Origin of the sequence: Bradyrhizobium brasilense, assembly GCF_029714345.1 — a bacterium.
In the GTDB taxonomy this organism is placed as follows: domain Bacteria; phylum Pseudomonadota; class Alphaproteobacteria; order Rhizobiales; family Xanthobacteraceae; genus Bradyrhizobium; species Bradyrhizobium australafricanum.
Genome location: NZ_CP121669.1, coordinates 4,259,164 through 4,285,547, shown reverse-complemented (window position 1 = coordinate 4,285,547; position 26,384 = coordinate 4,259,164). Strand labels below are relative to the sequence as shown.

The 26,384-nt window shown below is 65.1% G+C and carries 25 protein-coding genes; 12 read left to right on the top strand and 13 right to left on the bottom strand.

The genetic code is table 11. The annotated features are described in order from the left end of the window. Positions 1-22 precede the first annotated feature (22 nt). Both ruvX and QA635_RS20055 read left to right on the top strand, forming a co-directional pair. Entirely contained in the window at positions 23-505 is a 483-nt protein-coding gene (gene ruvX, locus QA635_RS20060; protein ID WP_028341005.1) for a Holliday junction resolvase RuvX, read from the top strand. Positions 506-507: 2 nt separating this feature from the next. Next, the gene (locus QA635_RS20055) at positions 508-1,434 is read left to right on the top strand and encodes an AEC family transporter (RefSeq protein ID WP_253639727.1); all 927 of its coding nucleotides are present in this window, start codon (positions 508-510) and stop codon (positions 1,432-1,434) included. Positions 1,435-1,479: 45 nt separating this feature from the next. Here the strand turns inward: QA635_RS20055 and QA635_RS20050 are convergent, their stop codons facing one another. The 8 genes from QA635_RS20050 to QA635_RS20015 all read right to left on the bottom strand — a co-directional run bounded on the left by QA635_RS20050 (position 1,480) and on the right by QA635_RS20015 (position 9,761). Next, positions 1,480-2,598, bottom strand: coding sequence for a GNAT family N-acetyltransferase (locus tag QA635_RS20050; protein ID WP_283071230.1), 1,119 nt, complete (start codon positions 2,596-2,598; stop codon positions 1,480-1,482). 353 nt (positions 2,599-2,951) lie between these two features. Further along, on the bottom strand, positions 2,952-4,163 hold the full coding sequence (locus QA635_RS20045; protein ID WP_283071228.1) for an ABC transporter substrate-binding protein: 1,212 nt from the start codon (positions 4,161-4,163) through the stop codon (positions 2,952-2,954). Between the two features lie 210 nt (positions 4,164-4,373). Beyond that, entirely contained in the window at positions 4,374-5,129 is a 756-nt protein-coding gene (locus QA635_RS20040; protein ID WP_283071226.1) for a CPBP family intramembrane glutamic endopeptidase, read from the bottom strand. A 66-nt stretch (positions 5,130-5,195) separates the two neighbouring features. Next, on the bottom strand, positions 5,196-5,966 hold the full coding sequence (locus QA635_RS20035; protein WP_076834453.1) for a CPBP family intramembrane glutamic endopeptidase: 771 nt from the start codon (positions 5,964-5,966) through the stop codon (positions 5,196-5,198). 128 nt (positions 5,967-6,094) lie between these two features. Further along, the gene (locus tag QA635_RS20030) at positions 6,095-7,738 is read right to left on the bottom strand and encodes an acyl-CoA dehydrogenase family protein (RefSeq protein ID WP_283071224.1); all 1,644 of its coding nucleotides are present in this window, start codon (positions 7,736-7,738) and stop codon (positions 6,095-6,097) included. 160 nt (positions 7,739-7,898) lie between these two features. Then, entirely contained in the window at positions 7,899-8,351 is a 453-nt protein-coding gene (locus QA635_RS20025) for a hypothetical protein (protein ID WP_028341011.1), read from the bottom strand. A gap of 32 nt (positions 8,352-8,383) precedes the next feature. Beyond that, positions 8,384-8,797: a hypothetical protein gene (locus QA635_RS20020; protein ID WP_283071222.1), complete on the bottom strand. Its 414-nt coding sequence runs from the start codon at positions 8,795-8,797 to the stop codon at positions 8,384-8,386. A gap of 229 nt (positions 8,798-9,026) precedes the next feature. Beyond that, entirely contained in the window at positions 9,027-9,761 is a 735-nt protein-coding gene (locus QA635_RS20015) for a M15 family metallopeptidase (protein WP_283071711.1), read from the bottom strand. A gap of 268 nt (positions 9,762-10,029) precedes the next feature. Here QA635_RS20015 and QA635_RS20010 point away from each other — a divergent pair, with 268 nt between their 5' ends. The 3 genes from QA635_RS20010 (at position 10,030) to plsY (ending at position 13,111) form a co-directional block, all read left to right on the top strand. After that, positions 10,030-10,983, top strand: coding sequence for an aspartate carbamoyltransferase catalytic subunit (locus QA635_RS20010; protein ID WP_026192854.1), 954 nt, complete (start codon positions 10,030-10,032; stop codon positions 10,981-10,983). 5 nt (positions 10,984-10,988) lie between these two features. Further along, positions 10,989-12,290 (top strand): dihydroorotase, encoded by a 1,302-nt coding sequence (locus tag QA635_RS20005; protein WP_283071220.1) that lies wholly within the window; start codon positions 10,989-10,991, stop codon positions 12,288-12,290. Between the two features lie 224 nt (positions 12,291-12,514). Beyond that, a complete protein-coding gene (gene plsY / locus QA635_RS20000) occupies positions 12,515-13,111 on the top strand; it encodes a glycerol-3-phosphate 1-O-acyltransferase PlsY (protein ID WP_283071219.1) in 597 nt (198 codons plus the stop codon). A gap of 125 nt (positions 13,112-13,236) precedes the next feature. On the opposite strand, the gene QA635_RS19995 is transcribed toward plsY, so the two are convergent. Both QA635_RS19995 and QA635_RS19990 read right to left on the bottom strand, forming a co-directional pair. Then, the gene (locus QA635_RS19995; RefSeq protein ID WP_283071217.1) at positions 13,237-14,475 is read right to left on the bottom strand and encodes an amidase; all 1,239 of its coding nucleotides are present in this window, start codon (positions 14,473-14,475) and stop codon (positions 13,237-13,239) included. Beyond that, on the bottom strand, positions 14,472-14,606 hold the full coding sequence (locus tag QA635_RS19990; RefSeq protein ID WP_276573465.1) for a hypothetical protein: 135 nt from the start codon (positions 14,604-14,606) through the stop codon (positions 14,472-14,474). Before QA635_RS19990 ends, QA635_RS19995 begins: the two co-directional genes overlap by 4 nt. Between QA635_RS19990 and dprA the strand changes: the two genes are divergently transcribed. Then, on the top strand, positions 14,601-15,716 hold the full coding sequence (gene dprA / locus QA635_RS19985; RefSeq protein WP_283071215.1) for a DNA-processing protein DprA: 1,116 nt from the start codon (positions 14,601-14,603) through the stop codon (positions 15,714-15,716). The genes QA635_RS19990 and dprA overlap by 6 nt on opposite strands. Before the next feature lie 124 nt (positions 15,717-15,840). Further along, positions 15,841-16,677: an IS5 family transposase gene (locus QA635_RS19980; protein WP_225164260.1), complete on the top strand. Its 837-nt coding sequence runs from the start codon at positions 15,841-15,843 to the stop codon at positions 16,675-16,677. A gap of 142 nt (positions 16,678-16,819) precedes the next feature. Here QA635_RS19980 and QA635_RS19975 read toward each other — a convergent pair whose 3' ends face one another. Then, on the bottom strand, positions 16,820-17,224 hold the full coding sequence (locus QA635_RS19975) for a winged helix-turn-helix transcriptional regulator (RefSeq protein ID WP_050385779.1): 405 nt from the start codon (positions 17,222-17,224) through the stop codon (positions 16,820-16,822). Between the two features lie 99 nt (positions 17,225-17,323). Here QA635_RS19975 and QA635_RS19970 point away from each other — a divergent pair, with 99 nt between their 5' ends. Next, a complete protein-coding gene (locus tag QA635_RS19970) occupies positions 17,324-17,932 on the top strand; it encodes an FMN-dependent NADH-azoreductase (RefSeq protein ID WP_283071214.1) in 609 nt (202 codons plus the stop codon). 57 nt (positions 17,933-17,989) lie between these two features. Here QA635_RS19970 and QA635_RS19965 read toward each other — a convergent pair whose 3' ends face one another. Together QA635_RS19965 and QA635_RS19960 are read right to left on the bottom strand one after the other, a co-directional pair. Beyond that, complete coding sequence (locus QA635_RS19965; RefSeq protein WP_196238162.1) at positions 17,990-18,148, bottom strand: hypothetical protein; 159 nt, start codon at positions 18,146-18,148, stop codon at positions 17,990-17,992. Between the two features lie 256 nt (positions 18,149-18,404). Continuing rightward, entirely contained in the window at positions 18,405-19,178 is a 774-nt protein-coding gene (locus QA635_RS19960) for an SDR family NAD(P)-dependent oxidoreductase (protein ID WP_229163205.1), read from the bottom strand. A gap of 109 nt (positions 19,179-19,287) precedes the next feature. Between QA635_RS19960 and QA635_RS19955 the strand changes: the two genes are divergently transcribed. The 4 genes from QA635_RS19955 to QA635_RS19940 all read left to right on the top strand — a co-directional run bounded on the left by QA635_RS19955 (position 19,288) and on the right by QA635_RS19940 (position 26,348). Next, a complete protein-coding gene (locus QA635_RS19955; RefSeq protein WP_057020794.1) occupies positions 19,288-19,764 on the top strand; it encodes a winged helix-turn-helix transcriptional regulator in 477 nt (158 codons plus the stop codon). 1,020 nt (positions 19,765-20,784) lie between these two features. Next, positions 20,785-23,559, top strand: a complete 2,775-nt coding sequence (topA, locus tag QA635_RS19950; protein WP_283071211.1) for a type I DNA topoisomerase — start codon at positions 20,785-20,787, stop codon at positions 23,557-23,559. Continuing rightward, the gene (gene rnr / locus QA635_RS19945; protein ID WP_283071209.1) at positions 23,560-25,920 is read left to right on the top strand and encodes a ribonuclease R; all 2,361 of its coding nucleotides are present in this window, start codon (positions 23,560-23,562) and stop codon (positions 25,918-25,920) included. Further along, positions 25,911-26,348, top strand: coding sequence for a DUF983 domain-containing protein (locus tag QA635_RS19940; RefSeq protein WP_018271985.1), 438 nt, complete (start codon positions 25,911-25,913; stop codon positions 26,346-26,348). The genes rnr and QA635_RS19940 overlap by 10 nt, the downstream gene beginning before the upstream one ends. The last annotated feature ends 36 nt before the right edge of the window (positions 26,349-26,384 follow it).

Here is a 26,384-nt window from a genome sequence, read left to right as displayed (position 1 = left end):
CTGCGTGCTAAGCGCTAGCGCCATGCCCGCCCCCATCCTTCCCCTGATCGAAGCCGCACCGCACTGGCCCGAGCGCGGCGCGCTTGTCGGCCTCGACCTCGGCACCAAGACCATCGGGGTTGCCGCCTCCGATCCGGACCGGCGGCTCGCGACCGGCGTCGAGACCATTCAGCGCAAGCAGTTCAAGGTCGACGCGGCACGGCTGCTCGCGATCGCCGCCGAACGCAACGCCGTCGGCTTCGTGCTCGGGCTGCCGATCAACATGGACGGCAGCGAAGGCCCGCGCGCGCAGTCTACCCGGGCGTTTGCCCGCAACCTCGCCGGCCTCACCGCGCTTGCGATCGGGCTGTGGGACGAGCGGCTCTCGACCGCGGCGGTCGAGCGCGAGTTGATCGGGATGGACGTCAGCCGCGCCCGGCGGGCCGAGGTGATCGACGAGCACGCCGCGATCTTCATCCTGCAGGGTGCGCTGGACCGGCTCGCGAAGTTGCGCGGGGAGCGCTGACCATGGCCGTGGTGATCGCGGCGCTGCTGCCGGTGTTCCTCTTGATCGTGCTCGGCTTCGTCCTGAAGCGCACGTTGATGCCGCTCGATACGCAATGGCACGGGCTGGAGCGGCTGACCTATTACGTGCTGTTCCCGGTGCTCCTGGTGCAGACCCTGGTGAAGGCTGACCTGACCACGGTGCCGGTCGCCGGCGTCGGCGGCGCGCTGCTGCTCGCGGCGCTGGTGATGTCGCTATTCTGCCTCGCGCTGCGCGGCCCGCTGGCGCGCGCCGGCGTCGACGGCCCCGCCTTCACCTCGATCTTCCAGGGCGCGACCCGTTGGCAGACCTATGTCGCGCTTTCGGTGTCGCGCAATCTCTATGGCAGCACAGGCCTTGCCCTGGCTTCGGTCGCGATGGTCGCGATCATCCCGCTGGTCAATGTGTTCAGCGTCGCCGTGCTGGCGAAATATGCCTCGTCCGAGAAGCGTTCGACCGGCGCCATCGTGATGACGGTCGTGCAGAACCCGCTGATCTGGGCCTGCGTCATCGGGCTCGTCATCAATGTCGCGCACATCCCGCTGCCACAGATATGGTATGACGTCGCCGACGCGCTCGGCGGCTCGTCGCTGGCGATCGGCCTGCTCGTCACCGGGGCCGGGCTGCATCTGGAAGGCATCTTTCGCCCCAGCCTCGCTGCCAGCGCGGCATTGGTGCTGAAACTCGTGCTGATGCCGGCGCTGACCGTCGCGCTCGCGGTGTGGTTCGGCGTCACCGGGTCCAACCTCGCTATCGTCGCGGCCTGCGCCGCGGTGCCGACCTCGCCGTCAGCCTATGTGCTGGCGCGCCAGATGGGCGGCGACGCGCCGCTACTCGCCCAGATCATCACGCTGCAGACAATTCTGGCCGCGATCACGATGCCGATCGTGATTGCCGCGGTGGGGCTTTAGAAGGCGTACCCCGATCGGCCTTGAATATCGCCGCGCAATCGGTCGCTACCAGACTTCGCGATAGTTCGCGAATTTGCGCAAGGTCTTGTCATAGCGGGCCGGTACGATCCAGGGCAACAGGAGCCTGAAGATCGCGTTCGGAAGCGGAGAGCGAAGCCGCACATAGAGGTCGAGCGGATCGAGATCATGCCGCATCCGGAATTTCGGTTCGTAGCTGAGACCCGTGCTTCGAAGCCATCTGTAACCGTTGGCGATCGCCCAATTCATCATGTCGCGAATGGTGTAGTAATAAAGATGAAGGTCGAGCGCGACAACATAGTCGAGGCCGACATACTCCCAGAACAGACTGTCGCCTTCGACCATGCAAAGGCTGAAGGCGATCACTTTCCCGCCACGGCGCCAGATGAAGAAGCGGACCTTGTCCTTCATGTCGCTGCCGAGCCGGCGGAGATAGTCGGCTGTCAGTTTCTCGAACCGGAATTTCGAACGGTCGAAGACCTGCAGGTAGAGCGGATAGATCTCGTCGACCGCATCCCTTGCGTCGTCGGTGACGGTAAGAGCGATGCTTTCACCGTCGGTTGCCTTGAATTTCTTGCGGAGCTGCCAGCGCGCCGATCGCGGCAGCGCATTTTGCATGTAGGCATCGAAGTCGTCGTGCTCGATATTGAGCGCCGTCATCGGCATGCTCGGCGCACGGGCGAAGCCGCGCCGGACAAAGCAATCCAGCACCGGCCGGTAGCGCGCGGGGAATTCCTTCAGGACGATGAGCTGCGCCCGGCACGATCTTGCGAGAGTGACGATTTCGCCGCAAAGAATCTCCGCGATCTTGCCGGACGGCACCGTGCTTGATCCGGCAAGATGCCCTTCCCCGGCGAAGCATCCGACCATCAGGGTGCGCATTCTGAGAAATCCGGGAACGAAGCGTCGGATGCGCGCCAGCAATGGCTGCCATTGCGCTCCAAGTCCTTCGAGAACGTCCTGGTCGAGAAGAAAGAACGGCTGGACGGCGTGGAGACAGCCCGCCCGGTCGATGATTGCGAAGTACCGGTACTCGACACGCTCGCGAAGCGTATCCTCCAGGATCTCGTAGTAACGGTGATCCTTGCGCAGGTCGGCGAAACTGGCCTCCCAAGCCGGACAACCGGCGATTTCGTCGCGCGTCACGATCTTTACGCGAAAAGGCGCTGTAGCAGCCGCCGCGTCCGCTACGCTTGTAGTATCAGCCAGACTGACTGCGTCTGACGCCAACGCAATGCTCCGGGTGATGAAAAGTCTTTCAATACAGTATCAATGTACCTGATTTGGCCACGGGCTCCTGTGCCATCCGCGCAACAAGTCATTACTTTCGAAGTCGCGTCTCTTTCGAAGCCCCGTCGGCGCAGAGCGGCGCGCGCCCTCCCGCAATAGACCGGCCCACCGGTCCAAGCGAACTAGCACCACAACTCGCCCTTGCGCTTCAGCAAGAGCGAGGGCCTGCAACGATTGGGCGCGGCTTGTACGGCTTCTCCTGATCGCCGCTATTTCCCGGCCGAACCGGCGAACGCCGTATCGAGCACATCCCCGATCGGCTGCCAGCTACGGCCGTCGAACTGAAGCAACCGCAATTGCTCGACCGGTCGGAACTGAGCGGTGTTGATCTTGATGCCGGGGAGCAAGGCGGACGCCTGATAATCTCTGAGCGCCGCGGCCTGCTTCATGACATTCTCGCGCGACAGGTCGTTGCCGCATTGCCTGAGCACCTCGACCATCGTTTCGGCGGCGGCATAGCCGTAGACTGCGGCCGCGTCATCCTTGCCGCCGGCTTTGGTGTACTTGTCCAGGAAGCTGTACCAGGCACCCTGCTCCGCTCTCCAGGCCGGATCGCTCGCATCCTTCAGGAACGCGGCGGTGATGACGCCGGTCGCATTCTCCGTGCCGGCCCGCTTGAGCACCGTCTCGATCGATGACGCCATCTGGTTCACGACGAACACCGGCCGCCAGCCGTGATCGGCCGCGGCGCGGATCACCTTGGCGGCATTTTCCGGAACTCCGGCAAACACGAAGACCTCGGCGCCAGATTGCTTCAGGATCGAGACGTGGCCGTCCAGGTGCTGATCGTCGACATCATAGGCGATGTCGACCCTGATGTTGTGGGCGACGTCGCCCAGCCCTTGCACCAGTCCCTTGAACAATTCGCGCCCGAACTGGTCATTCTCCCAAAGCGCCACGATTTTCTTGCCGGGATAGAAAGCCTGGATGTAGTTCGCGTAGATGCGTCCCTCCTCGCGATACGAAGGCTGCCAGCCCATGGTCCACGGATAGGAGGCCGGCTCACTGAGCTCGTGATCGCCGGAAGCAACGAAAAGCTGGGGGATCTTGCGTTCGTTGAGATACTTCCGCACCGCGAGATTCCCCGGCGTGCCGAACGAACCGAACATCAAGAGCACATTGTCGGTCTCGACCAGAATTCGCGTGAGATCCATGGCGTTGGAGGGATCCGACAGATCGTCATAGGACATGAAGCGGATCTTGCGGCCATTGATGCCGCCGCGTTCGTTGATCATCTCGAAATAGGCGGCTTCCGCCTTGCCGATCTGGCCGAAAATCTCCAGCGCGCCGCTATACGGCATGACATTGCCGATCCGGATTTCGGTGTCGGTAACGCCCTGGTCGCGCACCTGCTGCGTGATGGCGCCGAGAGACGCCAGCGCGACGACGCTGGCCAGGATTGCTCGGATCAAGATAGCCATGAGAAGAGCTCGCACGACGGCAGCCGCCGCTGCCTGGTTTCAGTCCGGCCCGCGCTCATTCATTGATCCAGATCATAGCACTCGAGGGGGCTGCTGGCATCCTCCAACCTTCCGATGGCTGGCGACGCACCGGCGCTGGTTCCGGATGATGATCACGCCGCAGACGATCCCGGACATCACGATGCCAATCGTGATCGCAGCCGTTGGGCCCTAGACATACGGGCCTGTCACGAAAAAGATGAATGTGTTGAGGGCGGAATGGATCATGACCGTCAGCCAGGTTGAGTTGCTGCGCCAACGGCAATAGCCCAGCGCCAATCCCATCCCGAATATCTCCAACTTCCCATAAACGTCATACTGTGTGTGGGTCATAGCCCAGACGACGGCGGTCAGAACGATCGCTCCGATCGGACCCAGAAACGACTCCGACCAGCCGCGATACAAGAAGCCACGAATGAGGAACTCTTCCATGATGGGTCCTGCAATGCAGGTACCGATGAGCAGGATCATCAAGCCGCTCGCGCCCTTGACCACGAAGACCGGGTCATCCACCGCGGCCCCCTCGCCACCAACACTCGAATTGATGACCGATTCAACGAGCAGAATGCCGGCAAAGATTGCAAATGCGCGCATGGCTTCGGCCGGGCTCGGCCAGTTGAGCGCGAGATATTCCTCGAACCCGCGGCGAGCTTTCCGGATCGCGATCCAGAGCACGCCGATCGTCAAAGGGCTCGCGATGGTAAGGCCAGCGCCGTACCATCGCCCCTGGGCGGCGAAATCCCGCAATTGAGCTGGCGACATTCTGGCTACGCCGTCTTGCGCCGCGATGATGATCGTCATGGCCCAACCTCCAACCAGCGTAAAAACGCCGTAAGCGATCAGGATGACGAATGCAGTCTCCACGAAATCCCAAGTCCGCTGCGGCGGTGCCGGGACCGGCGCGTTGGCATTCTCGAAGTTCGACATATGGGATTCTTCTACAACAACGTTGCAGCGAAGGTGGGCCTAGCTTCAACCTAGCATAGGGAACTCTCAGCCAGCCAGCCACCAGGTCTGGATCGTCGCCGCGAAATTGTTCAGCCCGTGCAGCAGGATGGTCAGCCAGGTCGATCCGGTGCGGAAGCGCAAATAGCCGAACAGGAGACCGATCGTCAGCACCTGACAGAGGAAGAACCAGTCGTATTGCAGGTGCATCACCGTCCAGACGATCGACGACAGCAGGATCGCGCCATAGGGTCCGAGCGCGGATTCCGACCAGCCGCGGTAGAGCCAGCCGCGTGCGAACAGCTCCTCCCAGAGCGGCGCGGCGACGGCGAAGGCGATCACCAGGAGCCACAGCGCGCTGTGCTCCTGCGCCGATTTCAGCACGTCGCCCATGAAGCCCGGCGACACCTCGCGGCCGGCGGCGCGGGATACCATGTCCCAGGCTCCGACCAGCACGACGAGCGCGACGACGCCGATGATCACGTTCTTCCACGACGTCCCGCGCAGCCCGAGGTAATCGGCGAACGGGATCCGGGTCCGGCGGATCGCGAACCACAGCACCAGCAACACCATCGGCAGGCCGGCGAGGACCGAGAGCGAGATCGTCAGGCCGTCGGCGACCACATGGGTGATGCCGGCCGTCGACACCTCCCCGCCCTGCGCGACGATGCGCCAGACGATGACCGTGACCTGGCCGACGAACATCGCGGCGAAGATCAACAGGCCCCACAGCGCGGTGCCCCAGAATTTCCAGACCCGCGGGGGGAGCGGCGGCGGTTCGATAGCAGCAGTCGCGTCTTGCGGCGTGAGAGAATCCATCAGCGAACCTCGGCTCTATCAATTCGTCATGGCCGGGCTTGTCCCGGCCATCCACGTCTTTCCTTGCCCTGTCGAAGCAAAGACGTGGATGCCCGGCACAAGGCCGGGCATGACGGTGGTCAATGTGGTCATGGCAGCGCCCGCGCCAGCAGCGCGCGCTGATCGGCATCGGATAAGTCCACCGCGCCGTACATCCCGGCGTGGCGTTCGGCAAGCCGTGTCGCCGCGAACAGCTCGGCGTTCTTCGGCGAGACCTGGTTGAGGGCCGCGGTTGCCGCCAGGAGCGCCAGCTGCTCGACCGCAAGCCGCGCGACGCGTTCGCTGTCCGGCCCGCGGAACGACTGCCCGATCGACGTAACAGCCTCAGCGGCGCCGGGCAGGCCCCTGGTCTCGTCGGCGAGCGCGCGGAGCACGGCAAGCGCGGCATCGGCCTCGCGGCCGAGCGCGCGCAGCACGTCGAGGCACATCACGTTGCCGGAACCCTCCCAGATCGCGTTGACCGGCGACTCCCGGTAATGGCGCGCCAAAATGCCTTCCTCGACATAGCCATTGCCGCCGAGGCACTCCATCGCCTCATAGAGGAAGCCGGGCGCGCTCTTGCAGGTCCAGTATTTGATCGCCGGCGTCAGCAGCCGCATATAGGCGGCCTCGCCCGCATCGCCCGGTGCGCGATCGAAGGCACGGCAGAGCCGCATCACCAGCGCGATGGACGCCTCGACATGCAGCGCCATGTCCGACAGCACCGCCTGCATCAGCGGCTGGTCGGCGAGATGCTTCTGGAACACGCTGCGGTGCCGCGCGTGATGGAGCGCATGCGCCAGCCCCGAGCGCATCAGCCCGGCGGATGCGATCGCGCAATCCTGCCGCGTCAGCTGCACCATCTGGATGATGGTGCGGATGCCCTTGCCCTCCTCGCCGATCAGCTCGGCATAAGCGCCGTGGAATTCGACCTCCGACGAGGCATTGGAGCGGTTGCCGAGCTTGTCCTTCAGGCGCTGGAAGTGGATCGCGTTGACCGTGCCGTCGGACGCAAAGCGCGGCATGAAGAAGCAGCTCAGCCCATTCATGGTCTGCGCCAGCACCAGGAAGGCGTCGCACATCGGCGCCGACATGAACCATTTGTGCCCGGTGATGCGCCAGGCCTCGCCGTCGCGCTCGGCGCGCGTCATGTTGGCGCGCACATCCGTGCCGCCCTGCTTTTCCGTCATGCCCATGCCGAGGGTCATGCCGCGCTTGGTCCACCACGGCGCAAAGGTGGGATCGTAGGCGCGCGTTCCGATCACCGGCATCGTCTTCGCCAGAATATCCGGCTGCGAGGCCAGCGCCGCGACCGAGGCGCGCGTCATCGTGATCGGGCAGAGATGACCGGTCTCGACCTGGGAAGCGATGTAGAACTTTGCCGCACGCACCACCTCGGCCGCTCCGCCGGCCGGCTTGCCGTCGGCGCTCCAGGTCGAGTTGTGCACGCCGGCATGCGCCGAGTGCGCCATCAGCTCGTGATAGGCCGGGTGAAACTCGACCTCGTCGCGGCGATTGCCCCTGGCATCGAACAAGCGCAGTTTCGGCGTGTTCTCGTTGGCAACGCGGCCGCGCTCCGCCATCGCGTCCGAGCCCCAATGCTTGCCGAAATCCGACAGCTCAGCCGTTGCCGCCGCCCCGCCATTGGCAGCGACTGCCGCGGCGAGCGGCGCATCCACCGTGAACAGGTCGACATTTTCGAACGGCGGCGACTGGTTGAAGACGTCGTGGGTGGCAAACGGAGCCTGCGTCATGGTCTCCTCGGCAACTGGTCTATACGCATGCGGCCCGGACAACCGGCCTCTTCCGGCCGGGATCACGGGCCAGCCGCGGCGCAATGGAATCGGAGGATCATAAGCCTGCGAGCCGGCGCGGGGCAGCGAAAAGTACACGTCCGCTGGATGCTTCCATGCTTTAGATGCTTGCGCGCTTGGGCGCGTGGCGGCCGAGCCAGCGGTCGACCCAGTCATTGACGCGGGTCCGGTTCGCCTCCTTCCTGGAAGCCTGGACAGGAAAGATGTCGCCGCTGCTGAGTTGCCGGTTATCGGGATAGGCCGCCAACTGCAGGTTGGACTCATGCGCGGCGCCGTCCACCGGCGAGATGTAGGCAAACCGGATCTCGATCTTGTGCTTGATGTCGGCGCCCTGCCATTTCGGATGGTGGCGCGCCAGCAGCTCGGTAAGCTCGCAAGGCAACAGATCGGAGGTCGAGCTTCGCGACCCCTCGGTCTTCTCCATGTAGCATTGTTCCTTGACGCTGCTGACGCGCGCGTCGATCGGCCGGAAGTTCAACCGCTTGTCGAGCTCGCTATAGACATAGAAGCTCGCGACGGCGACAGCGATCATAGCGTAGAGGCCAAGGCGCATGGTTGTGCTTCCGTCCTGTCGAACCGCGTCGGTCAGATCGAACGCGTCTTGTCCGCCTTGGTCTTGGAGGCGAGGACAGGAAACACGTCTCCGGCGCGCAGCGGCTTGCCGTTGGGGAAATAGGACATCTGCAGGCTCGACTGGTGGGTGGCCCCGTCGACCGGCGAGACATAGACGACCTTCACCTCGATCTTGTGCTTCACGTCATAGCCCTGCCACTTCGGATGCTCCTTGCGCAGCAGCTCGGCAATCTCGCAGCGAGTCAGATCGGAGGTCGACGTCGTCTTGGTGATGACCCCGCGCTCGACCTTTTCCAGATAGCATTGCTCGCTGACGCCGCTGATGCGGGCATCGACGCGCTGATAATTCGCGCTCTTGTCGTGTCGATCGTAGATCAAGACTCCGGCGACGCCGACGACAACAATTGCAATGGTTGCGAAACGCATGCTGCATGCTCCCGTGTTGCCCGCACTTCATACGGCCACAATTAAGGAGTGTTGAAAGTGCGCTCGGCTACTTTTGCGATGGCAAGCGTCGTCTTGCGAAAATGTTTCGGATTTGAGGAAAATCCTGCACTAGAGCTTCGGTTCTGATTGAATCAGAATCGAAGCTCCAGTCTCTTGTTCTGACGCGCTTTCTTCACGCGAACCGGCGTCCATTTCGCTCGAAAACGCGCTACCGCGCCCGGACGATCGGGAAGTCGTAAGCCGGCCGGCCTGCCCCCGGCAGCGAAAAGTGCCACCATTCCTTGGCATAGTTCGCGAACCCCTGCCGGGCCATCGCCGCGACCAACATGGTGCGCCAGCGCCTCTGCGCAGGGGTGATCGAGCCCGTCGCGGTGTGGGCCTTCAGGTCGGAACAGTCGTAGCCGGTGCCCATGTCGACGCTCCCCTCCGGAGCGCGCGCGGCGGCCGGCGCGGTGCAGTCGGCATAGTCCCTGGCCGGATCGAACTTGTGCGAATTGTCGGCACCAAGATCGACCAACGTGAGATCGACCGCGGCCCCTGTCGAATGCCCCGAATGGGTGGCGATGTAGCCGAGGCGGAACAGATCCGCCTTCGAAAAGGCCGGGTTGTAGCGCCGCTCGGCGGCGGTCTCGGTGCCGTTCTTCGACCACGCCACCATGTCGGCGACAGCGCGGGCCGGCCGGTAGCAATCGAACATCTTCAGCGACAGTCTTTGCCGGGCCAGTTCCTGTTGCACGGCCTTGAGCCTGAGCCCGACCTCCCGCTTCACCACGCATTCCGCCGCGCCATAACCCGCGAGCGGCCGCCCCATGAAATTGTTCGCGCCGGCGTAGCGGATGTCCTGGATGATGGTCGGATCGATGTCGCGAAGGAACGCGAAGTCGCCGGGCAAGTTCTGAGCGAAGGCAGGCGAGATCGCCCCCGGGATCAACGCGATGGTCATCCATGCGATCACGACAATTTTCACGAGGTCTCGCTCCGGCGTCACGGCCGGGTATAGCCCGTCAGGAGGACGGCGTCGCTGCCGCTCCGCCAATGCCCGGCCATCCACGTCTTGTTCCGGAAACCCCCGCAAAAGCAAGGCGCGGATGTCCCGCGGCGAGCCCCGGCAGGACCGCCGAGAAGGCGGCGACATCTTACTCGGGGAAAACTCCCGCGAGCCCTCTTCGCGCTTGCCCCACCGGCCATCCGCGCCTATAGCTCTCGCTTTAATGACCCCATCATTGAAATCGACTTTTGTCCTCGGTCACCGGCATCTGCTGGGCATCGAGGGCCTTTCCGCTGACGACATCACGGGCCTGCTCGACCTCTCCGAGGAGTATGTCGAGCTCAACCGCCAGGTCGACAAGAAGCGCGCCAGCCTGCGCGGCCGTACCCAGGTCAATTTGTTCTTCGAGGCCTCGACCCGGACCCAGTCCTCGTTCGAGATCGCCGGAAAACGCCTGGGCGCCGACGTCATGAACATGTCGGTGTCATCGATGTCGACCCGCAAGGGCGAGACGCTGATGGACACCGCGGTGACGCTGAACGCGATGCACCCGGACATCCTGGTGGTACGCCACCACGCTTCCGGCGCGGTCGAGTTGCTGGCGCGCAAGGTTGACGGTTCCGTGATCAATGCCGGCGACGGCAGCCACGAGCACCCGACCCAGGCGCTGCTCGACGCGCTGACGATCCGCCGCAACAAGGGCCGGCTCGAGGGGCTGACGATCGCGATCTGCGGCGACGTGCTGCATTCGCGCGTGGCGCGCTCCAACATCTTCCTGCTCAACACCATGGGCGCGCGCGTCCGCGTGGTGGCCCCCTCCACCCTGCTGCCGCCCGGTATCGAGCGGATGGGCGTCGAGGTCGCGCGCGACATGCGCGAGGGATTGAACGGCGCCGACATCGTGATGATGCTGCGGCTGCAGCGTGAGCGCATGAACGGCTCCTTCGTGCCGTCGTCGGGCGAATATTTCCACTATTTCGGCCTCGACCAGAAGAAGCTCGGCTATGCCAAGCCGGATGCGCTGGTGATGCATCCCGGCCCGATGAACCGCGGTGTCGAGATCGACACCTTCGTCGCCGACGGCGCGCAGTCGCTGATCCGTGAACAAGTTGAAATGGGTGTGGCAGTGCGCATGGCGGTGCTGGAAGCGCTCGCCCGCAACCTGCCAAACGCGTGAGACCGATGCTGACCGACCGCCGCCCCATCCTGCTCGCCAACGCCCGCGTCATCGATCCGTCGCGCGATTTCGACGGTCCGGGCGACGTCCTGATCGCCGACGGCGTCATCCGTGACGCCAAGCGCGGCATCGGCGCCGCCGGCGTCCCCGAAGGCACCGACATCGTCAATTGCGCCGGCAAGATCGTGGCCCCCGGCCTGATCGATATGCGCGCCTTTGTCGGCGAGCCCGGCGCCAGCCATCGCGAGACTTTCGCCTCCGCCAGCCAGGCCGCCGCGGCCGGCGGCATCACCACCATCATCTGCCAGCCCGACACCTCGCCGGTGATCGACAATTCGGCGACCGTCGACTTCGTGCTGCGCCGCGCCCGCGACACCGCGATCGTCAACATCCATCCGATGGCGGCGCTGACCAAGGGCATGCAGGGCCAGGAGATGACCGAGATCGGTCTGCTCAAGGCCGCCGGCGCCGTCGCCTTCACCGACGGCGACCGCAGCGTCACCAACGCCCAGGTGATGCGGCGTGCGCTGACCTATGCCCGCGATTTCGACGCGCTGATCGTGCATCACACCGAGGACCCGCATCTGGTGGGCGAAGGCGTGATGAACGAGGGCGAATTCGCCACGAGGCTCGGCCTCGCCGGTATTCCCACCGCGGCCGAGTCGATCATGCTCGAGCGCGACATGCGGCTCGCCGGGCTGACCGGCGGGCGCTATCACGCAGCCTCGCTGACCTCGATCGAGTCGCTGGAGATCCTCAAGCGCGCCCGCGACTCCGGCCACAATGTCTCGGCCTCGGTCTCGATCAACCACGTGACGCTGAACGAAAACGACATCGGCCCCTACCGCACCTTCCTCAAGCTGGCCCCGCCGCTGCGCACCGAGGAGGACCGCAAGGCGCTGGTCGCGGCGCTGGCCTCCGGGCTGATCGACGTCGTGATGAGCGACCACAATCCGCAGGACGTCGAGGTCAAGCGGCTGCCGTTCGCGGAAGCGGCGAGCGGCGCAGTCGGTCTGCAGACCATGCTGCCGGCGGCGCTGCGGCTGATCCACAATGGCGAGATGGACTTCAAGACGCTGATCCGGGCGATGTCGACGCGGCCGGCGGAGCTGCTCGGCCTGCCCGGCGGCACGCTGCGCGCGGGCGCGCCGGCCGACGTCATCGTGATCGACGCCGACACGCCCTGGGTGCTCGACCGCGACGATCTCAAATCACTGTGCAAGAACACGCCGTTCGACGACGCCCGCTTCTCGGGCCGCGTGACGCGGACGATCGTCGGCGGACGGACCGTGTACGAGCACGTCTGAAACTGGGGTGGAACTCAGCGCGACGCGAGTTGCGACATCGCTTCCATCGTTGTGCCAACGACGATGGCCGCGACGTAAACGACAAAGAAAAACTGCTCCAGCCGCCTGCGAACAGAAGCCATGATAAGCTCCCTCATTACCAAGGCCATGGTGCGGATTTATGGTTAATATTTCATTGACGGCACTGCCCGGTTCGGGCCGGACCGCTCCAGGGAACCACCGCGATGTCTGCTGATGGGCTGCTGCCGCTCGCCTTCCTGATCGGCTACCTGCTGGGCTCGATCCCGTTCGGCATGGTGCTGACCAGGATGGCCGGCACGCAGGATCTGCGCACGGTCGGCTCGGGCAATATCGGCGCCACCAATGTGCTGCGCACCGGCCGCAAGGGCCTCGCCGCGGCGACGCTGCTCGGCGACATGTTGAAGGGCACCGTCGCCGTCATCATCGCCGGCACCATCGACGGCCCGAATGCGGCGATGCTGGCGGCGCTGGGGGCTTTCCTCGGCCACCTCTTCCCGGTCTGGCTGAGGTTTCGCGGCGGCAAGGGTGTCGCGACCTATCTCGGCGTGCTGCTCGGCCTGTTCTGGCCGGCGGCGCTGATCTTCGCCGTGATCTGGCTCGGCACCGCCTACACCACGCGCTACTCGTCGCTGTCGGCGCTGATCGCCGCGTTCGTGACGCCGCTGTTCCTGTGGTGGTTCGGCCATAACGCGCTCGCCTCGCTGTTCGCCGTGCTGACGCTGCTGCTGTTCTACATGCACCGCGAGAACATCCAGCGCCTGCAGGCCGGTACCGAGGGCAAGATCGGCGAGCGGAAGTGACGTATGTCATTCCGGGGCATCGCGCAGCGATGAACCTCAGGTACGCAATTGCGCACCGGTGAACCCAGAGGTTGTGGCGCGAGATTCCGGGTTCGATGCGGCGCATCGCCCCGGAATGACTAGGCCTACCGCTTCAGCGCGTCCTCGACAAAGCTCGCGGCCGCCAGCGCCTTCGCGTCGTCGCCAAACCCCGCGATCACGGTGACGCCGACCGGCAATCCGCCCTCGGCGGTCAGTGTCGGCACGTTGACGCAGGGCACGCCCATCAAGGTCCAGAGCCGGTTGTAACGGGGATCGCCGGTCGACGCCAAACCCTCGGGTGCCGCGCCCGGCGCCGACAGCGTCACGAGCACGTCGACCTCGGTGAGAACAGCAGCCAGCGCCTGCCGTGCGCGCAGCGTGACGTCCATCGCCGCGTCGTATTCGGCCGGCGTGCCACCCTTGCTCTCGTCGAGCCGGCCGCGCAGCAGCGGCGGCATCGCATCGTAGTTCTGGCCGTATTCCCAGGCGAACGACTGATGCGCCTCGAACTCCTGCACCACCGGATGGATGCGCCACGCCTCTGCGACGACCTCGGGCATCGCGAGCTCGCGCACGGTCGCACCGGCCTGCTCCGCCGCACGCGCGGCCTTCTGCAACGCCTCCGCGCCGGAAGGTTCCGGCGAACCGGCGAAGGCCTGCGTGACCACGCCGATGCGGGGCGCGGAAACCTTCGACGGCACCACCAGCTCGGGCCGCCTGGTCATCGCAGCGAGCCCCAGCGTGACGTCGCGCACGCCGGCGCCGAACAGCCCGACGGTATCGAGCGTCCAGGAGAAGCATTTCACTCCGACTGTCGGCAGCAGCCGATAGCTCGGCTTGATCGCGGCGACGCCGCAGAACGAGGCCGGCCGGATCACGGAGCCGCCGGTCTGCGTGCCGAGCGCAAGCGGGATCATCCCGGCGGCGACCGCTGCGGCCGAGCCCGACGACGAGCCGCCCGGCGTGTGCGCGTGATTGTGCGGATTGAGCGTTGCGGTCGGATCGTTCGCCGCGAATGCCGTCGTCGTGGTCTTGCCGATGATGGTGGCGCCGGCCTGCTTCAGCGCCATCACGACCGGCGCGTCGGCGCGCGGCTGATGCCCGCGATAGATCGCGGCGCCCATCTCGGTCGGGAGGTCAGCGGTATCGATGATGTCCTTGATGCCGACTGCAATTCCACGCAGCGGCCCGGCCTGTTGCGCACGCGCCGTCTCGTCGAGGCGGACGAAGGCGCCGATAGTCTTGTCCTGCGCCGCGATGGCGTCCCGCGTCTGCGTGATGGCGGCATCGGTGGACAATTCGCCGGAAGCGATGCGGCGTTGGAGATCGGCAAGCGAAATCATCGGCGGACTTCCTGTTTCTTGACGGTTTTTGGCGGCTTCTTGCCAAGCGCTTTTAGCGCGTCGCGCGCGGCTGCGCCAATGTCGCAGTTGATCACAATCTCAGGTTGGGCGAAGCTGCGCCCCGCATGCATGACCGCTCGCCCAGCCCTACAAAACTCACCGACACCGAACGGCTCAACCGGCTGCGGCTGATCCGCTCCGACAATGTCGGCCCGCGCACCTTTGCATCGCTGCTCCGCCATTTTGGCGACGCGGCGCACGCGCTGGAACGCCTGCCCGATCTGGCGCGCCGCGGCGGCGCCTCGGGCCCCGGACGGATCTGCGGCGAGGCCGACGCCGCCGCAGAGCTCGCGGCCTGCCGCAAATTCGGCATCGATCTCGTCGCGCCGGAGGAAGCGCATTATCCGGCGCGGCTTGCCACCATCGACGACGCGCCGCCGCTGCTTGGTGTGCGCGGCGCGCGCGAGGTCCTGATGCGGCCGATGATCGCGATCGTCGGCTCCCGCAACGCCTCCGGCGCCGGGCTGAAATTTGCAGGCACCCTTGCGCGCGATCTCGGCGATGCCGGCTTTGTCGTGATCTCCGGCCTCGCCCGCGGCATCGATCAGGCGGCGCACCGCGCCACCGTCGCCAGCGGCACAGTCGCCGTGCTGGCCGGCGGCCACGACAGGATCTACCCGCCGGAGCACGAGGATCTGCTGGCCGCCCTGCTCGAACACGGCGCGGCGATCTCGGAGATGCCGCTCGGCCATGTGCCGCGGGCGCGCGACTTTCCCCGTCGCAACCGTTTGATCTCGGGCGCCTCGCTCGGCGTCGTGATCGTCGAGGCCGCGCATCGCTCGGGCTCGCTGATCACGGCGCGGATGGCGGCCGAACAGGGCCGCGAGGTGTTCGCGGTGCCGGGCTCGCCGATCGATCCGCGCGCCGCCGGCGCCAACGATCTGATCAAGCAAGGCGCCACGCTGGTCACCGAAGCCGCCGACGTCATCAGCGCGGTCACGCCGATCATGGAACGGCCGGTGATGCTCGGCGTGCGCGAGGACGACGAGCCGCTGGACTTTGCCACCGACAGCGGCGATCGCGCCCGCATCATCGATCTGCTCGGGCCGAGCCCGATCAGCCTCGACGATCTGATCCGGATGGCCGACGTGTCGCCGGCCGTTGTCCGCGCCGTGCTGCTCGAGCTCGAGCTCGCCGGTAGGCTCGAACGCCACGGCGGCGGGCTGGTGTCGATGATTTGACGAGCTGAATATCTCGCTCGCGCAAACGCCTGTCCGTCATCCTGAGAGCCTGACTGAAAAATGGGTGAGTGATCTCAGTGGGGTGTGATTCCATCGGATTTGCAAAGATTCGAGGGAGAGCACGATGCCCTGGACCAAGATCACTCGGGAGCAATATCGGCGGGACGATCTGCGTTATGCAAGCGATATGACCGATGCGGAGTGGGCGCTGATCAGACGCCTGTTGCCGCGAGCGAACCGGCGCGGCCGGCCGCGTAAGACGGAGCTGCGTCGTGTGATCGAAGCGATCCTCTATATCGTTTCGACTGGCTGCCAGTGGCGGGCGTTGCCGCAGGAGTTCCCGCCCTATTCGACGGTGCAGGGCTATTTTTATAGATGGCGGGATACAGGCCGGTGGCAGAGGATTGTCAGCGTGCTTGTCCGACGGGCGCGAAAAAAGCTTGGACGGACACCGAAGCCGACGGCAGCCGTGATCGACAGTCAAAGTGCGCCGACCACGCAAGCTGGCGGACCGCGCGGCTACGATGCAGGCAAGCGCATCTACGGCCGCAAGCGGCACATTGTGACGGATACCAATGGCCTCCTCCTCGGGGTTCATGTTCATCCCGCCAACGTTCAGGACTGCCATGGCGCCGTACCGCTGCTGAAGAACGTGCGGATGAACTTCCCCCGGCTGCGCCACGTCTTTGCCGACCGGATCTACCGCGGAAATCAACTTCTCGACGCGCTCTCAGACTGCGGTCCATGGACTGTCGAGATCGTCGAGCGGCCCCAAGGCGTCAAAGGCTTCCAGCTTCTGCCGAGGCGGTGGGTGGTTGAACGCACATTCGCTTGGTTCGGCAGATGCCGCCGCCTCGCCAAGGACTTCGAGGCGACGGTGGCAACCGAAGCTGCCTGGCTGCTGATTGCACACATCAGGCTCCTGACCCGCAGACTCGCGGCTGCAGCTAAGGTTGGGTGATTTATGAGTCAGACTCTGAGGAGCGCGCAGCGCGTCTCGAAGGATCGACGGCCCGACTGGTGGCCGTGCATCCTTCGAGACGCCTGCTACGCAGGCTCCTCAGGATGACGGGTCTGCTTGTCCGAACGCGAAGGCTCCGAACTCAGCCTTCGCCATTCCGCGCGTCGAAATCGTTCCGCGCGCCTTCAATCTCCGGCAGATGCGCGAACGCCCACTGGCCGAGCGCCTTCACGGGCGCCGCCAGTCCGCGGCCGAGATCCGTCAGCTCATAGTCGACCCGCGGCGGGATGGTCGGAAACACCGTACGCGTCACCAGGCCGTCGCGCTCCAGCCCGCGCAGCGTGAGCGTCAGCATCCGCTGCGAGATGCCATTGATCATGCGCTTCAACTCGTTGAAGCGCTTCGGCCCGTCGATCAGCATCATGATCACGAACACGCTCCATTTGTCGCCGACCCGCGCCAGCACGGAGGCGACCGCGCGGCAATCGCTGTGGTCGGGACTGGGCCGCGGCGGTGGAGCAGTCACATCGATGTTCTCGGGTCTCATTTCTGTGCTCGGGTTTCAAAAATGTGCGTTCTTGCGGAGATTTAGGGCGGTCACTCATATAGCGCCAGTTACAAACCTATACCAAAGGTGACCTCTGCTATGAAACTTCTGCACATCGATTCCTCGGTCCTCGGCCCCCACTCCGTCAGCCGCCAGGTCTCGGCCGCTGCCGTCGAGCGGCTGCGCCAGGCCAATCCGGGCCTCGTCGTCAGCTACCGCGACCTCAGCCAGACCCCGCTCGCCCACCTCTCCGGCCAGCACCTCGCCGCCAGTCAGGGCGCGGCGCCGGATCCGTCGGTGCGCGATGACATCGCGACCGGCCAGGCCGTGCTGGACGAGTTCCTCGCCGCCGACATCGTCGTGATCGGCGCGCCCATGTACAATTTTACGATTCCGAGCCAGCTCAAGGCCTGGATCGACCGCATCATGGTTGCGGGCAAGACCTTCAAGTATGGCGCCGGCGGCGTCGAGGGACTGGCCGGCAACAAGCGCGTCATCATCGCGATCTCGCGCGGCGGCTATTACGGCGCCGACACGCCGATGGCCGCGCTCGAGCACCTCGAGACCTATCTGCGCGGCGTGTTCGGCTTCATCGGCGTCAGGAATGTCGAGTTCATCCCCGCCGACGGCATCCAGGTTGGCCCCGAGCATCGCGAAAAGGCGGTTGCGGGCGCGCTGCAGGCCGCCGGCAGCCTGAACGCCGCCTGATGTGAATCAAAGCGCCTGCCGTCGCCCGGCGGCGGCAGGCCGTTCAGGTGGAGAAACTCAGAACCAGACGCCCTGAATGCCGAGGATGACGGCCACCAGCGAAATCAACAGGCCGATGCCGGAAAACAGTGCGACCGTCACGAACTGAGACGTGTCCGAACTTTCCGATGCGGACGAAACCGGGATCGACGTCGAAATGCGGGCTGCTTTCGGCATGGCGGCACTCCAAATGATTCCGTGGTGAAAAATTCCCCGCCCAATCAGGAGTCCGGGCAGCACGTCAAAGGTTCAATGCGCGCGATGATAGTCGCAAAACGAAAACGGCCGGTATGAAACGCTTCACACCCGGCCGTTCGTTACAATGAGAAACAAACCAGAGCGTTTTCGAGCGAAGTGGATACCGGTTCGCGTGAAGAAAACGCGTCAGAATAAAACCAGAGCCCCGTTCCGATTTAATCGGAACGGAAAGGCTCTATCCGCGATAGATCGGTGCGCCCGCCGGTGATGCCGTTGCACCGCCATCGATGAACAGCTCCTGCCCCTGCACATGCGCGGCGTCGTCCGACGCGAGAAACAACACGGTCTTCGAAATGTGATCGGGCTCGCCGATCCGCCCGAGCGGCGTGGTCTTGCCGATCCGCTGCTCGAAGATCTTCTCGGCCTCGGGCGTCGCGATCGCCGCGCCCCAGATCGGCGTACGCACGGCACCCGGCGCCACCACGTTGACGCGGATGTTGCGCGGCGAGAATTCTGACGCCATCACCCGCGCCATCGCGCGCACGCCGGCCTTGCTCGCGGCATAGGCCGAGTAGCCGGGATTGCCGAGCACGGAAATCACCGAGCCGTTGAGAATGATCGATGCGCCGTCGTTGAGATACGGCGCGACCGCCTGCACCGTGAAGAACACACCGGTGAGATTGGTGCGGATCACATTCTCGAATGCGGCCAGCGTGGTGCCGCCGACCGGCGTCTGGCCGGGAATGCCGGCATTGGCGAACAGAACGTCATACTTGCCGAACTTCTCGGCGCCCTGCTTCACCGCGGCTTCCAGCGCCGCGACGTCGGTGGCATCGGCCACCACTGCGAGCGCGTTCGGCCCGAGCTCCCTGGATGCCGCCGCAAGCGTCTCCTTGTTGCGCCCGGTGATGACGACCTTGGCGCCCTCCGCCACGAACAGCTTCGCTGTCGCGAGCCCGATGCCGCTGTTGCCGCCGGTAATCAACGCCGTCTTGTTCGCCAGTCTCATGTCCGCCTCCAGTTGGTTGCATTATTAAACCTCGTTGCTTAGCTAGGGCATACGGTTTAATATTGCAACCACACAAGCTCGTGATGGCCCAAACTCCTGGAGACGGTCGGTGAAACGAACCAGCCTTGCAGGCGACAGCTGTCCCGTCGCACGGGCGCTCGACGTGTTCGGCGACTGGTGGTCGCTCCTGATCATCCGCGACGCCAGCCTCGGCCGGCGCCGCTTCGGCGAATTCCAGGCGAGCCTCGGGCTTGCCAAGAACATCCTTGCCACACGGCTGCGCACGCTGGTCGAGCGCGGCATCCTGAAGACGGTCCCCGCCTCCGACGGCAGCGCCTATCAGGAATATGTTCTGACGCCGAAGGGCCACGGCATCTTTCCGATCCTGGTCGCGCTGCGGCAATGGACCGAGGAATTCGACGAGCATCCGGACGAGATCGCGACCATCCTGGTCGACCGCGACAAGGGCAAGCCGGTGAAGAAGCTCGCGCTCTATTCGCAGGATGGACGCGTGCTGGGTGCTGCGGATACGACGCTGAAGCCGCGGCCTGCAGCGAAGCGCGCGCGGCGCCTCGTGAGTGCGTAGGACGGGTGTTGCTGGTACGACACGACGGGCAACTCACCAAAAACTTGTCAATCCTCGCTCGCGAAAATATTTCGCTTTATCCGAATACGCCTCGCGTCGCGAGGACGCGGATGTATGACTCACATACGACGACCCATATTGGGTGTCGTCCCTGCGAAAGCAGGGACCCATAACCACAAATGCTGGTTGTTGAACGATGCTGAGACGACGAGTCCCATTCACAACACCCGCTGCGGCGTATGGGTCCCGGCCTTCGCCGGGACGACGGCGGTGGATGTGGCACGAGCTAGCGTTCTTCCGTTCTCCAGGAAGCGTCGCAAATCACGCCTTCTGTTTCGCCGCACCGCGCTGTTTGACATCTTGAATTGCGGTCCATCCCCACCGTCGTGCTGGCGAAAGCCAGGACCCATTACCCAAAATGAGAGTTGTTGCGCGACGCTGGGGCCGCGATCCCGTTCATCACCGACTGCGGTGGTTATGAGTCCTGGCTTTCGCCAGGACGACGAATGGAGAGAGCCCCGCTCATAGGCCGCCCCTGCTTCCCGCGACGCCCTCACGACAGCTTCCTCCGGCTGCGCGAGCGCAGCTGCTCGTCGGCCTCCAGGCGGGCCATCGCGAACAGGCGCTCGAGGACTTCGAATTTGTGGCGCCGGGCGATTAGCGAGTTCGGTCGCGGCGCCTGCGATCAGGACCAGGGCGTCGTCGGGGCCGCCTTCCCCAGCCGTCTCGTCGCCCGCCGGTCGCCGCCCGCCGGACGCCTTGCGCTTCCGGCCGCCCCCTGTGCTGCTCAAAAGGCCTAATCCGATTCCTACCCTATATATAAAGAGATACGCTCTTTCCGGCCGCAACTCTAGGGCGCATTTTGCAACCCTTGGGATAGAAACTCCACAGCTTGGCGCCTCCCTTCAATATCTGGCGATTTGACAGGGACCGCCCCAGCACCCATGTTCGCCCCGACACGGCGGGCCGCGAGTCTAGCGGAACCCACCTTCAAGTTTTCCCATAAGCTATTGGAATGACATGAATATCGTCATTGTGGAATCGCCGGCCAAGGCCAAGACGATCAACAAATATCTGGGGTCCTCCTACGAGGTCCTGGCGTCGTTCGGCCATGTTCGCGACCTCCCGGCCAAGAATGGTTCCGTCGATCCCGACGCCAATTTCCAGATGATCTGGGAGGTCGATGCCAAGGCCGCGAGCCGGCTCAACGACATCGCCAAGGCGCTCAAAGGTGCCGACCGTCTGATCCTCGCAACCGACCCCGATCGCGAGGGCGAGGCGATCTCCTGGCACGTGCTGGAGGTGATGAAGGAGAAGCGCGCGCTGAAGGACCAGAAGGTCGAGCGCGTGGTGTTCAACGCCATCACCAAGCAGGCCGTCTCCGAGGCGATGAAGGCGCCGCGCCAGATCGATGGCGCGCTGGTCGACGCCTATATGGCGCGCCGTGCGCTGGACTATCTGGTCGGCTTCACCCTCTCCCCCGTGCTGTGGCGCAAGCTGCCCGGCGCCCGCTCCGCCGGCCGCGTGCAGTCGGTCGCGCTGCGGCTGGTCTGCGACCGCGAGCTCGAGATCGAGAAGTTCGTTCCGAAGGAGTACTGGTCGCTGGTCGCGACGTTGCTGACGCCGCGCGGCGACGCCTTCGAGGCGCGGCTGGTCGGCGCCGACGGCAAGAAAATCGCGCGGCTCGACATCGGCTCCGGCGCGGAGGCCGAGGATTTCAAGAAGGCGATCGAGGCCGCCCTGTTCAAGGTCGCGACCGTCGAGGCCAAGCCGGCGCGGCGCAATCCGCAGGCGCCCTTCACTACCTCGACCCTGCAGCAGGAAGCGAGCCGCAAGCTCGGCTTCGCGCCGGCGCACACCATGCGCATCGCGCAGCGGCTCTATGAGGGCATCGACATCGGCGGCGAGACCACCGGCCTCATCACCTATATGCGAACCGACGGCGTGCAGATCGCGCCCGAAGCGATAACGCAGGCGCGCAAGGTGATCGGTGAGGACTATGGCAACGCCTACGTGCCGGACGCCCCACGCCAGTACCAGGCCAAGGCCAAGAACGCGCAGGAAGCCCACGAAGCGATCCGCCCGACCGATCTGTCGCGTCGCCCGGCCACCATCGGCCGACGGCTCGATGCCGATCAGGCGCGGCTCTATGAATTGATCTGGAAGCGCACCATTGCGAGCCAGATGGAGTCGGCGGAGCTCGAGCGCACCACCGTCGACATCGAGGCCAAGGCCGGCTCACGCGTGCTGGAATTGCGCGCCTCCGGCCAGGTCATCAAGTTCGACGGCTTCCTTGCGCTCTATCAGGAAAGCCGCGACGACGAGGAGGACGAGGATTCGCGCCGCCTGCCCGCGATGAGCGAGGGCGAGGCCGTGAAGCGCCAGAGCCTTGCCGTCACCCAGCATTTCACCGAGCCGCCGCCGCGCTTCTCGGAAGCCTCGCTGGTGAAGCGGATGGAGGAGCTCGGCATCGGCCGCCCCTCGACCTACGCCTCGATCCTGCAGGTCCTGAAGGACCGCGGCTATGTCAAGCTCGAGAAGAAGCGGCTGCACGGCGAAGACAAGGGCCGCGTCGTGGTCGCGTTCCTGGAGAACTTCTTCTCGCGCTACGTCGAATACGACTTCACCGCCGATCTCGAGGAGCAGCTCGACCGCATCTCCAACAACGAGATCGCCTGGCAGCAGGTGCTGCAGGATTTCTGGCGCGGCTTCATCGGCGCGGTCAACGACATCAAGGACCTCCGGGTCGCCGAGGTGCTCGACGCGCTCGACGAGATGCTCGGCCCGCATATCTATCCGCCGCGCGCGGATGGCGGCGACGTCAGGCAGTGCCCGACCTGCGGCACCGGTCGGCTCAACCTCAAGGCCGGCAAGTTCGGCGCCTTCGTCGGCTGCTCGAACTATCCGGAATGCCGTTACACCCGTCCGCTCGCGGCCGACAGCGCCGAGAGCGCCGACCGCGTGCTCGGCACCGATCCCGACACCGGCTTCGATGTCACGGTGAAGGCCGGCCGCTTCGGCCCCTACATCCAGCTCGGCGAGCAGAAGGATTACGCCGAAGGCGAGAAGCCGAAACGGGCGGGCATTCCGAAGGGCACCTCGCCGGCCGATGTCGACCTCGAACTGGCGCTGAAGCTGTTGTCGCTGCCGCGCGAGATCGGCAAGCATCCGGAAACCGGGCAGCCGATCACCGCCGGCCTCGGCCGGTTCGGGCCGTTCGTGAAGCACGAGAAGACTTATGCCAGCCTCGAGGCCGGCGACGAGGTCTTCGACATCGGATTGAACCGTGCCGTCACGCTGATCGCGGAGAAGATCGCGAAGGGCCCGAGCGGCCGCCGCTTCGGCGCCGATCCCGGCAAGCCACTCGGCGATCACCCGACGCTCGGCGCGGTCGCGCTGAAGAACGGCCGCTACGGTGCCTATGTCGCGGCCGGCGGCGTCAACGCGACGATCCCGAGCGACCGCACGCCCGACCAGATCACGCTCGCGGAGGCGATCGCGCTGATCGACGAGCGCGCGGCCAAGGGCGGCGGCAAGAAGGCCAAGAAGGCGAAGGTGGAAAAGCCCGCCAAGGCCACGAAGGCCAAGGCAGCAAAGGCTGAAGATGCCGACGGCGACGCCGACGCCAAGCCCGCCAAGAAGGCTGCGTCGAAGAAGGCCGCGGCGAAGCCGAAGACGGATGCGACCAGCAAGGCGCGCGCGCCGGTCGCCTCCGGTGCCAAGACGTCGCCTGCGAAATCATCGGCACCAGCGAAAGCGCCCGCGAAGAAAAGCGCCGGCAAGGCACGAGGATAAGTGAAACGAAAACCCGACCATGGCTTTCCGGGCCGGGATGCCATCGTCGCCTTCATCCGCGCCAATCCAGGCAAGGTCGGCACCCGCGAGATCGCGCGCGAGTTCGGCCTGAAGAACGCCGACCGCGTCGAGCTGAAGCGGATCCTCCGCGAGCTCGCCGACGACGGCACGATTGCCAAGCGCGGCCGCAAGATCCACGAGCCGGCGGCGCTGCCGCCGACCCTGCTCGCCGACATCACCGGCCGCGACAGCGACGGCGAGCTGATCGCCACGCCCGCCGAGTGGGACTCGGACGAGAACGGCACCGCCCCGAAAATCCGCATCGAGACGCCGCGGCGGCCGAAGCCCGGCACCACCGCCGGCGTCGGCGACCGCGCGCTGCTGCGCGTCGAAGTCACGGACGAGCAAGACGGCACGCCCTATCGCGGCCGCGTCATCAAGGTGATCGATCACGGGCGCACCCGGATCCTCGGCATCTTCCGCCGCAATCCCGATGGCGGCGGGCGCCTGATCCCGGTCGACAAGAAGCAGGCCGGCCGCGAGCTCAACATCGCCAAGGCCGACAGCGGCGGCGCCGAGGACGGCGATCTCATCAGCGTCGACCTGATCCGCACCCGCGGCTATGGCCTCGCCTCCGCCCGCGTCAAGGAGCGGCTCGGCTCGATTGCCAGTGAAAAGGCGATCAGCCTGATCGCGATCAACACCCACGATATCCCGCAGGTGTTCTCCACTTCCGCGCTGCGCGAGGCTGAAGACGCCAAGCCCGCAACCTTGCAGGGCCGCGAGGACTGGCGTGACGTGCCGCTCGTCACCATCGATCCGCCTGACGCCAAGGATCACGACGACGCGGTGCATGCGGAAGTCGATCCCGATCCCAACAACAAGGGCGGCTTCATCGTCCATGTCGCGATCGCCGACGTCGCCTTCTATGTGCGGCCCGGTTCGGCGCTTGACCGCGACGCGTTGCAGCGCGGCAACTCGGTGTATTTCCCTGATCGCGTCGTACCGATGCTGCCCGAGCGCATCTCCAACGATCTCTGTTCGCTGGTGCCGGGCGAGCCGCGCGGCGCGCTCGCGGTGCGCATGGTGATCGGCGCCGACGGCCGCAAGCGCTCGCATAGCTTCCACCGCGTGCTGATGCGCTCGGCCGCAAAGCTCCATTACGCGCAGGCACAGGCTGCGATCGACGGACGGCCCGACGACATCACCGGCCCCATCCTCGATCCGATCCTGAAGCCGCTGTGGTCGGCCTACGAGCTGGTCAAGCTTGCACGCAACGAGCGCGACCCGCTCGATCTCGATCTGCCCGAGCGCAAGATCCTGCTGAAACCGGACGGCACCGTCGATCGCGTGATCGTGCCGCAGCGGCTCGACGCGCACCGGCTGATCGAGGAGTTCATGATCCTCGCCAACGTCGCCGCTGCCGAGATGCTGGAGAAGAAGGCGCTTCCGCTGATCTACCGCGTGCACGACGAGCCGAGCCAGGAGAAGGTGCACAACCTGCAGGAATTCCTGAAGACGCTCGACCTGCCCTTCACCAAGCAGGGCGCGCTGCGCCCCACGCAATTCAACCGCGTGCTGGCGCAGGTTGCCGGCGAGGACTACGAACCGCTGGTCAACGAGGTTGTGCTGCGTTCGCAGGCGCAGGCCGAATACTCCGCCGAGAACTACGGCCATTTCGGCTTGAACCTGCGCCGCTACGCACACTTCACCTCGCCGATCCGTCGCTATGCCGATCTGATCGTGCATCGCGCGCTGATCCGCGCGCTCGGGCTTGGCGAAGGCGCCTTGCCGACGGATGAAACCGTGGAGACGCTCGCCGAGATCGCCGCGCAGATTTCCGTCACCGAGCGCCGCGCGATGAAGGCGGAGCGCGAGACCACCGACCGGCTGATCGCGCATTTCCTTGCCGATAAGGTCGGCGCCTCGTTCCAGGGCCGCATTTCCGGCGTCACGCGATCCGGCCTGTTCGTGAAGCTCGACGACACCGGCGCCGACGGCCTGATCCCGATCCGCACCATCGGCAGCGAATATTTCAACTACGACGAAACCCGCCACGCGCTGATCGGCGCGCGCAGCAACACCATGTATCGGCTCGGCGACGTCGTCGATGTGCGTCTGGTGGAAGCCGCGCCGATAGCCGGCGCGCTGCGGTTTGAGTTATTATCCGATGGTCAGGCAATTCCGCGCGGCAGAAAACGCGATAGCGTAAGGGCCGAGCGCCGTGCCGCCGGATTTGGCAAGGGACCGAAAGGATCAGGCAAGAAGGCGCACAAGGAGCGGAAATCGCGCAACAAGAAGGATCGCAAGCCGGCGCAGCAGAAGTCCGGCAAATCGAAGCGAGGCAAGTCATGGAAGTGACACCGCCGACGGTGGTTTGGACTCGCGAGGCGGCCGAGCCCGAGAAGCGCGACGTATGGAGCGCGATGAAGCGCGGGTTCCGCTGCCGCTGTCCGCGCTGCGGAAAAGGCAGACTGTTCCGCAAGTTTCTCAAATGCGACGGCCATTGCCCGGTCTGCGACCTCGACTTCACGCCGCATCGCGCCGACGATCTGCCTGCCTATCTCGTCATCGTTATCGTCGGCCATATCGTGGTACCGATGGCGCTGTGGATCGAGACTAATTATTCGCCGCCGGTGTGGCTGCAACTTGCGATCTATCTGCCGTTCACGCTGTTCGCATCGCTGGCGCTGTTGCAGCCGGTGAAGGGAGCCGTGATCGGCTTGCAATGGGCCCTGCGCATGCATGGCTTTGACGAGAATCCCCCTAGCGACATCCCGCCGGTCTAGCTAAACCGGGCCGCAAGAAGAAATGAAAGGGATGAA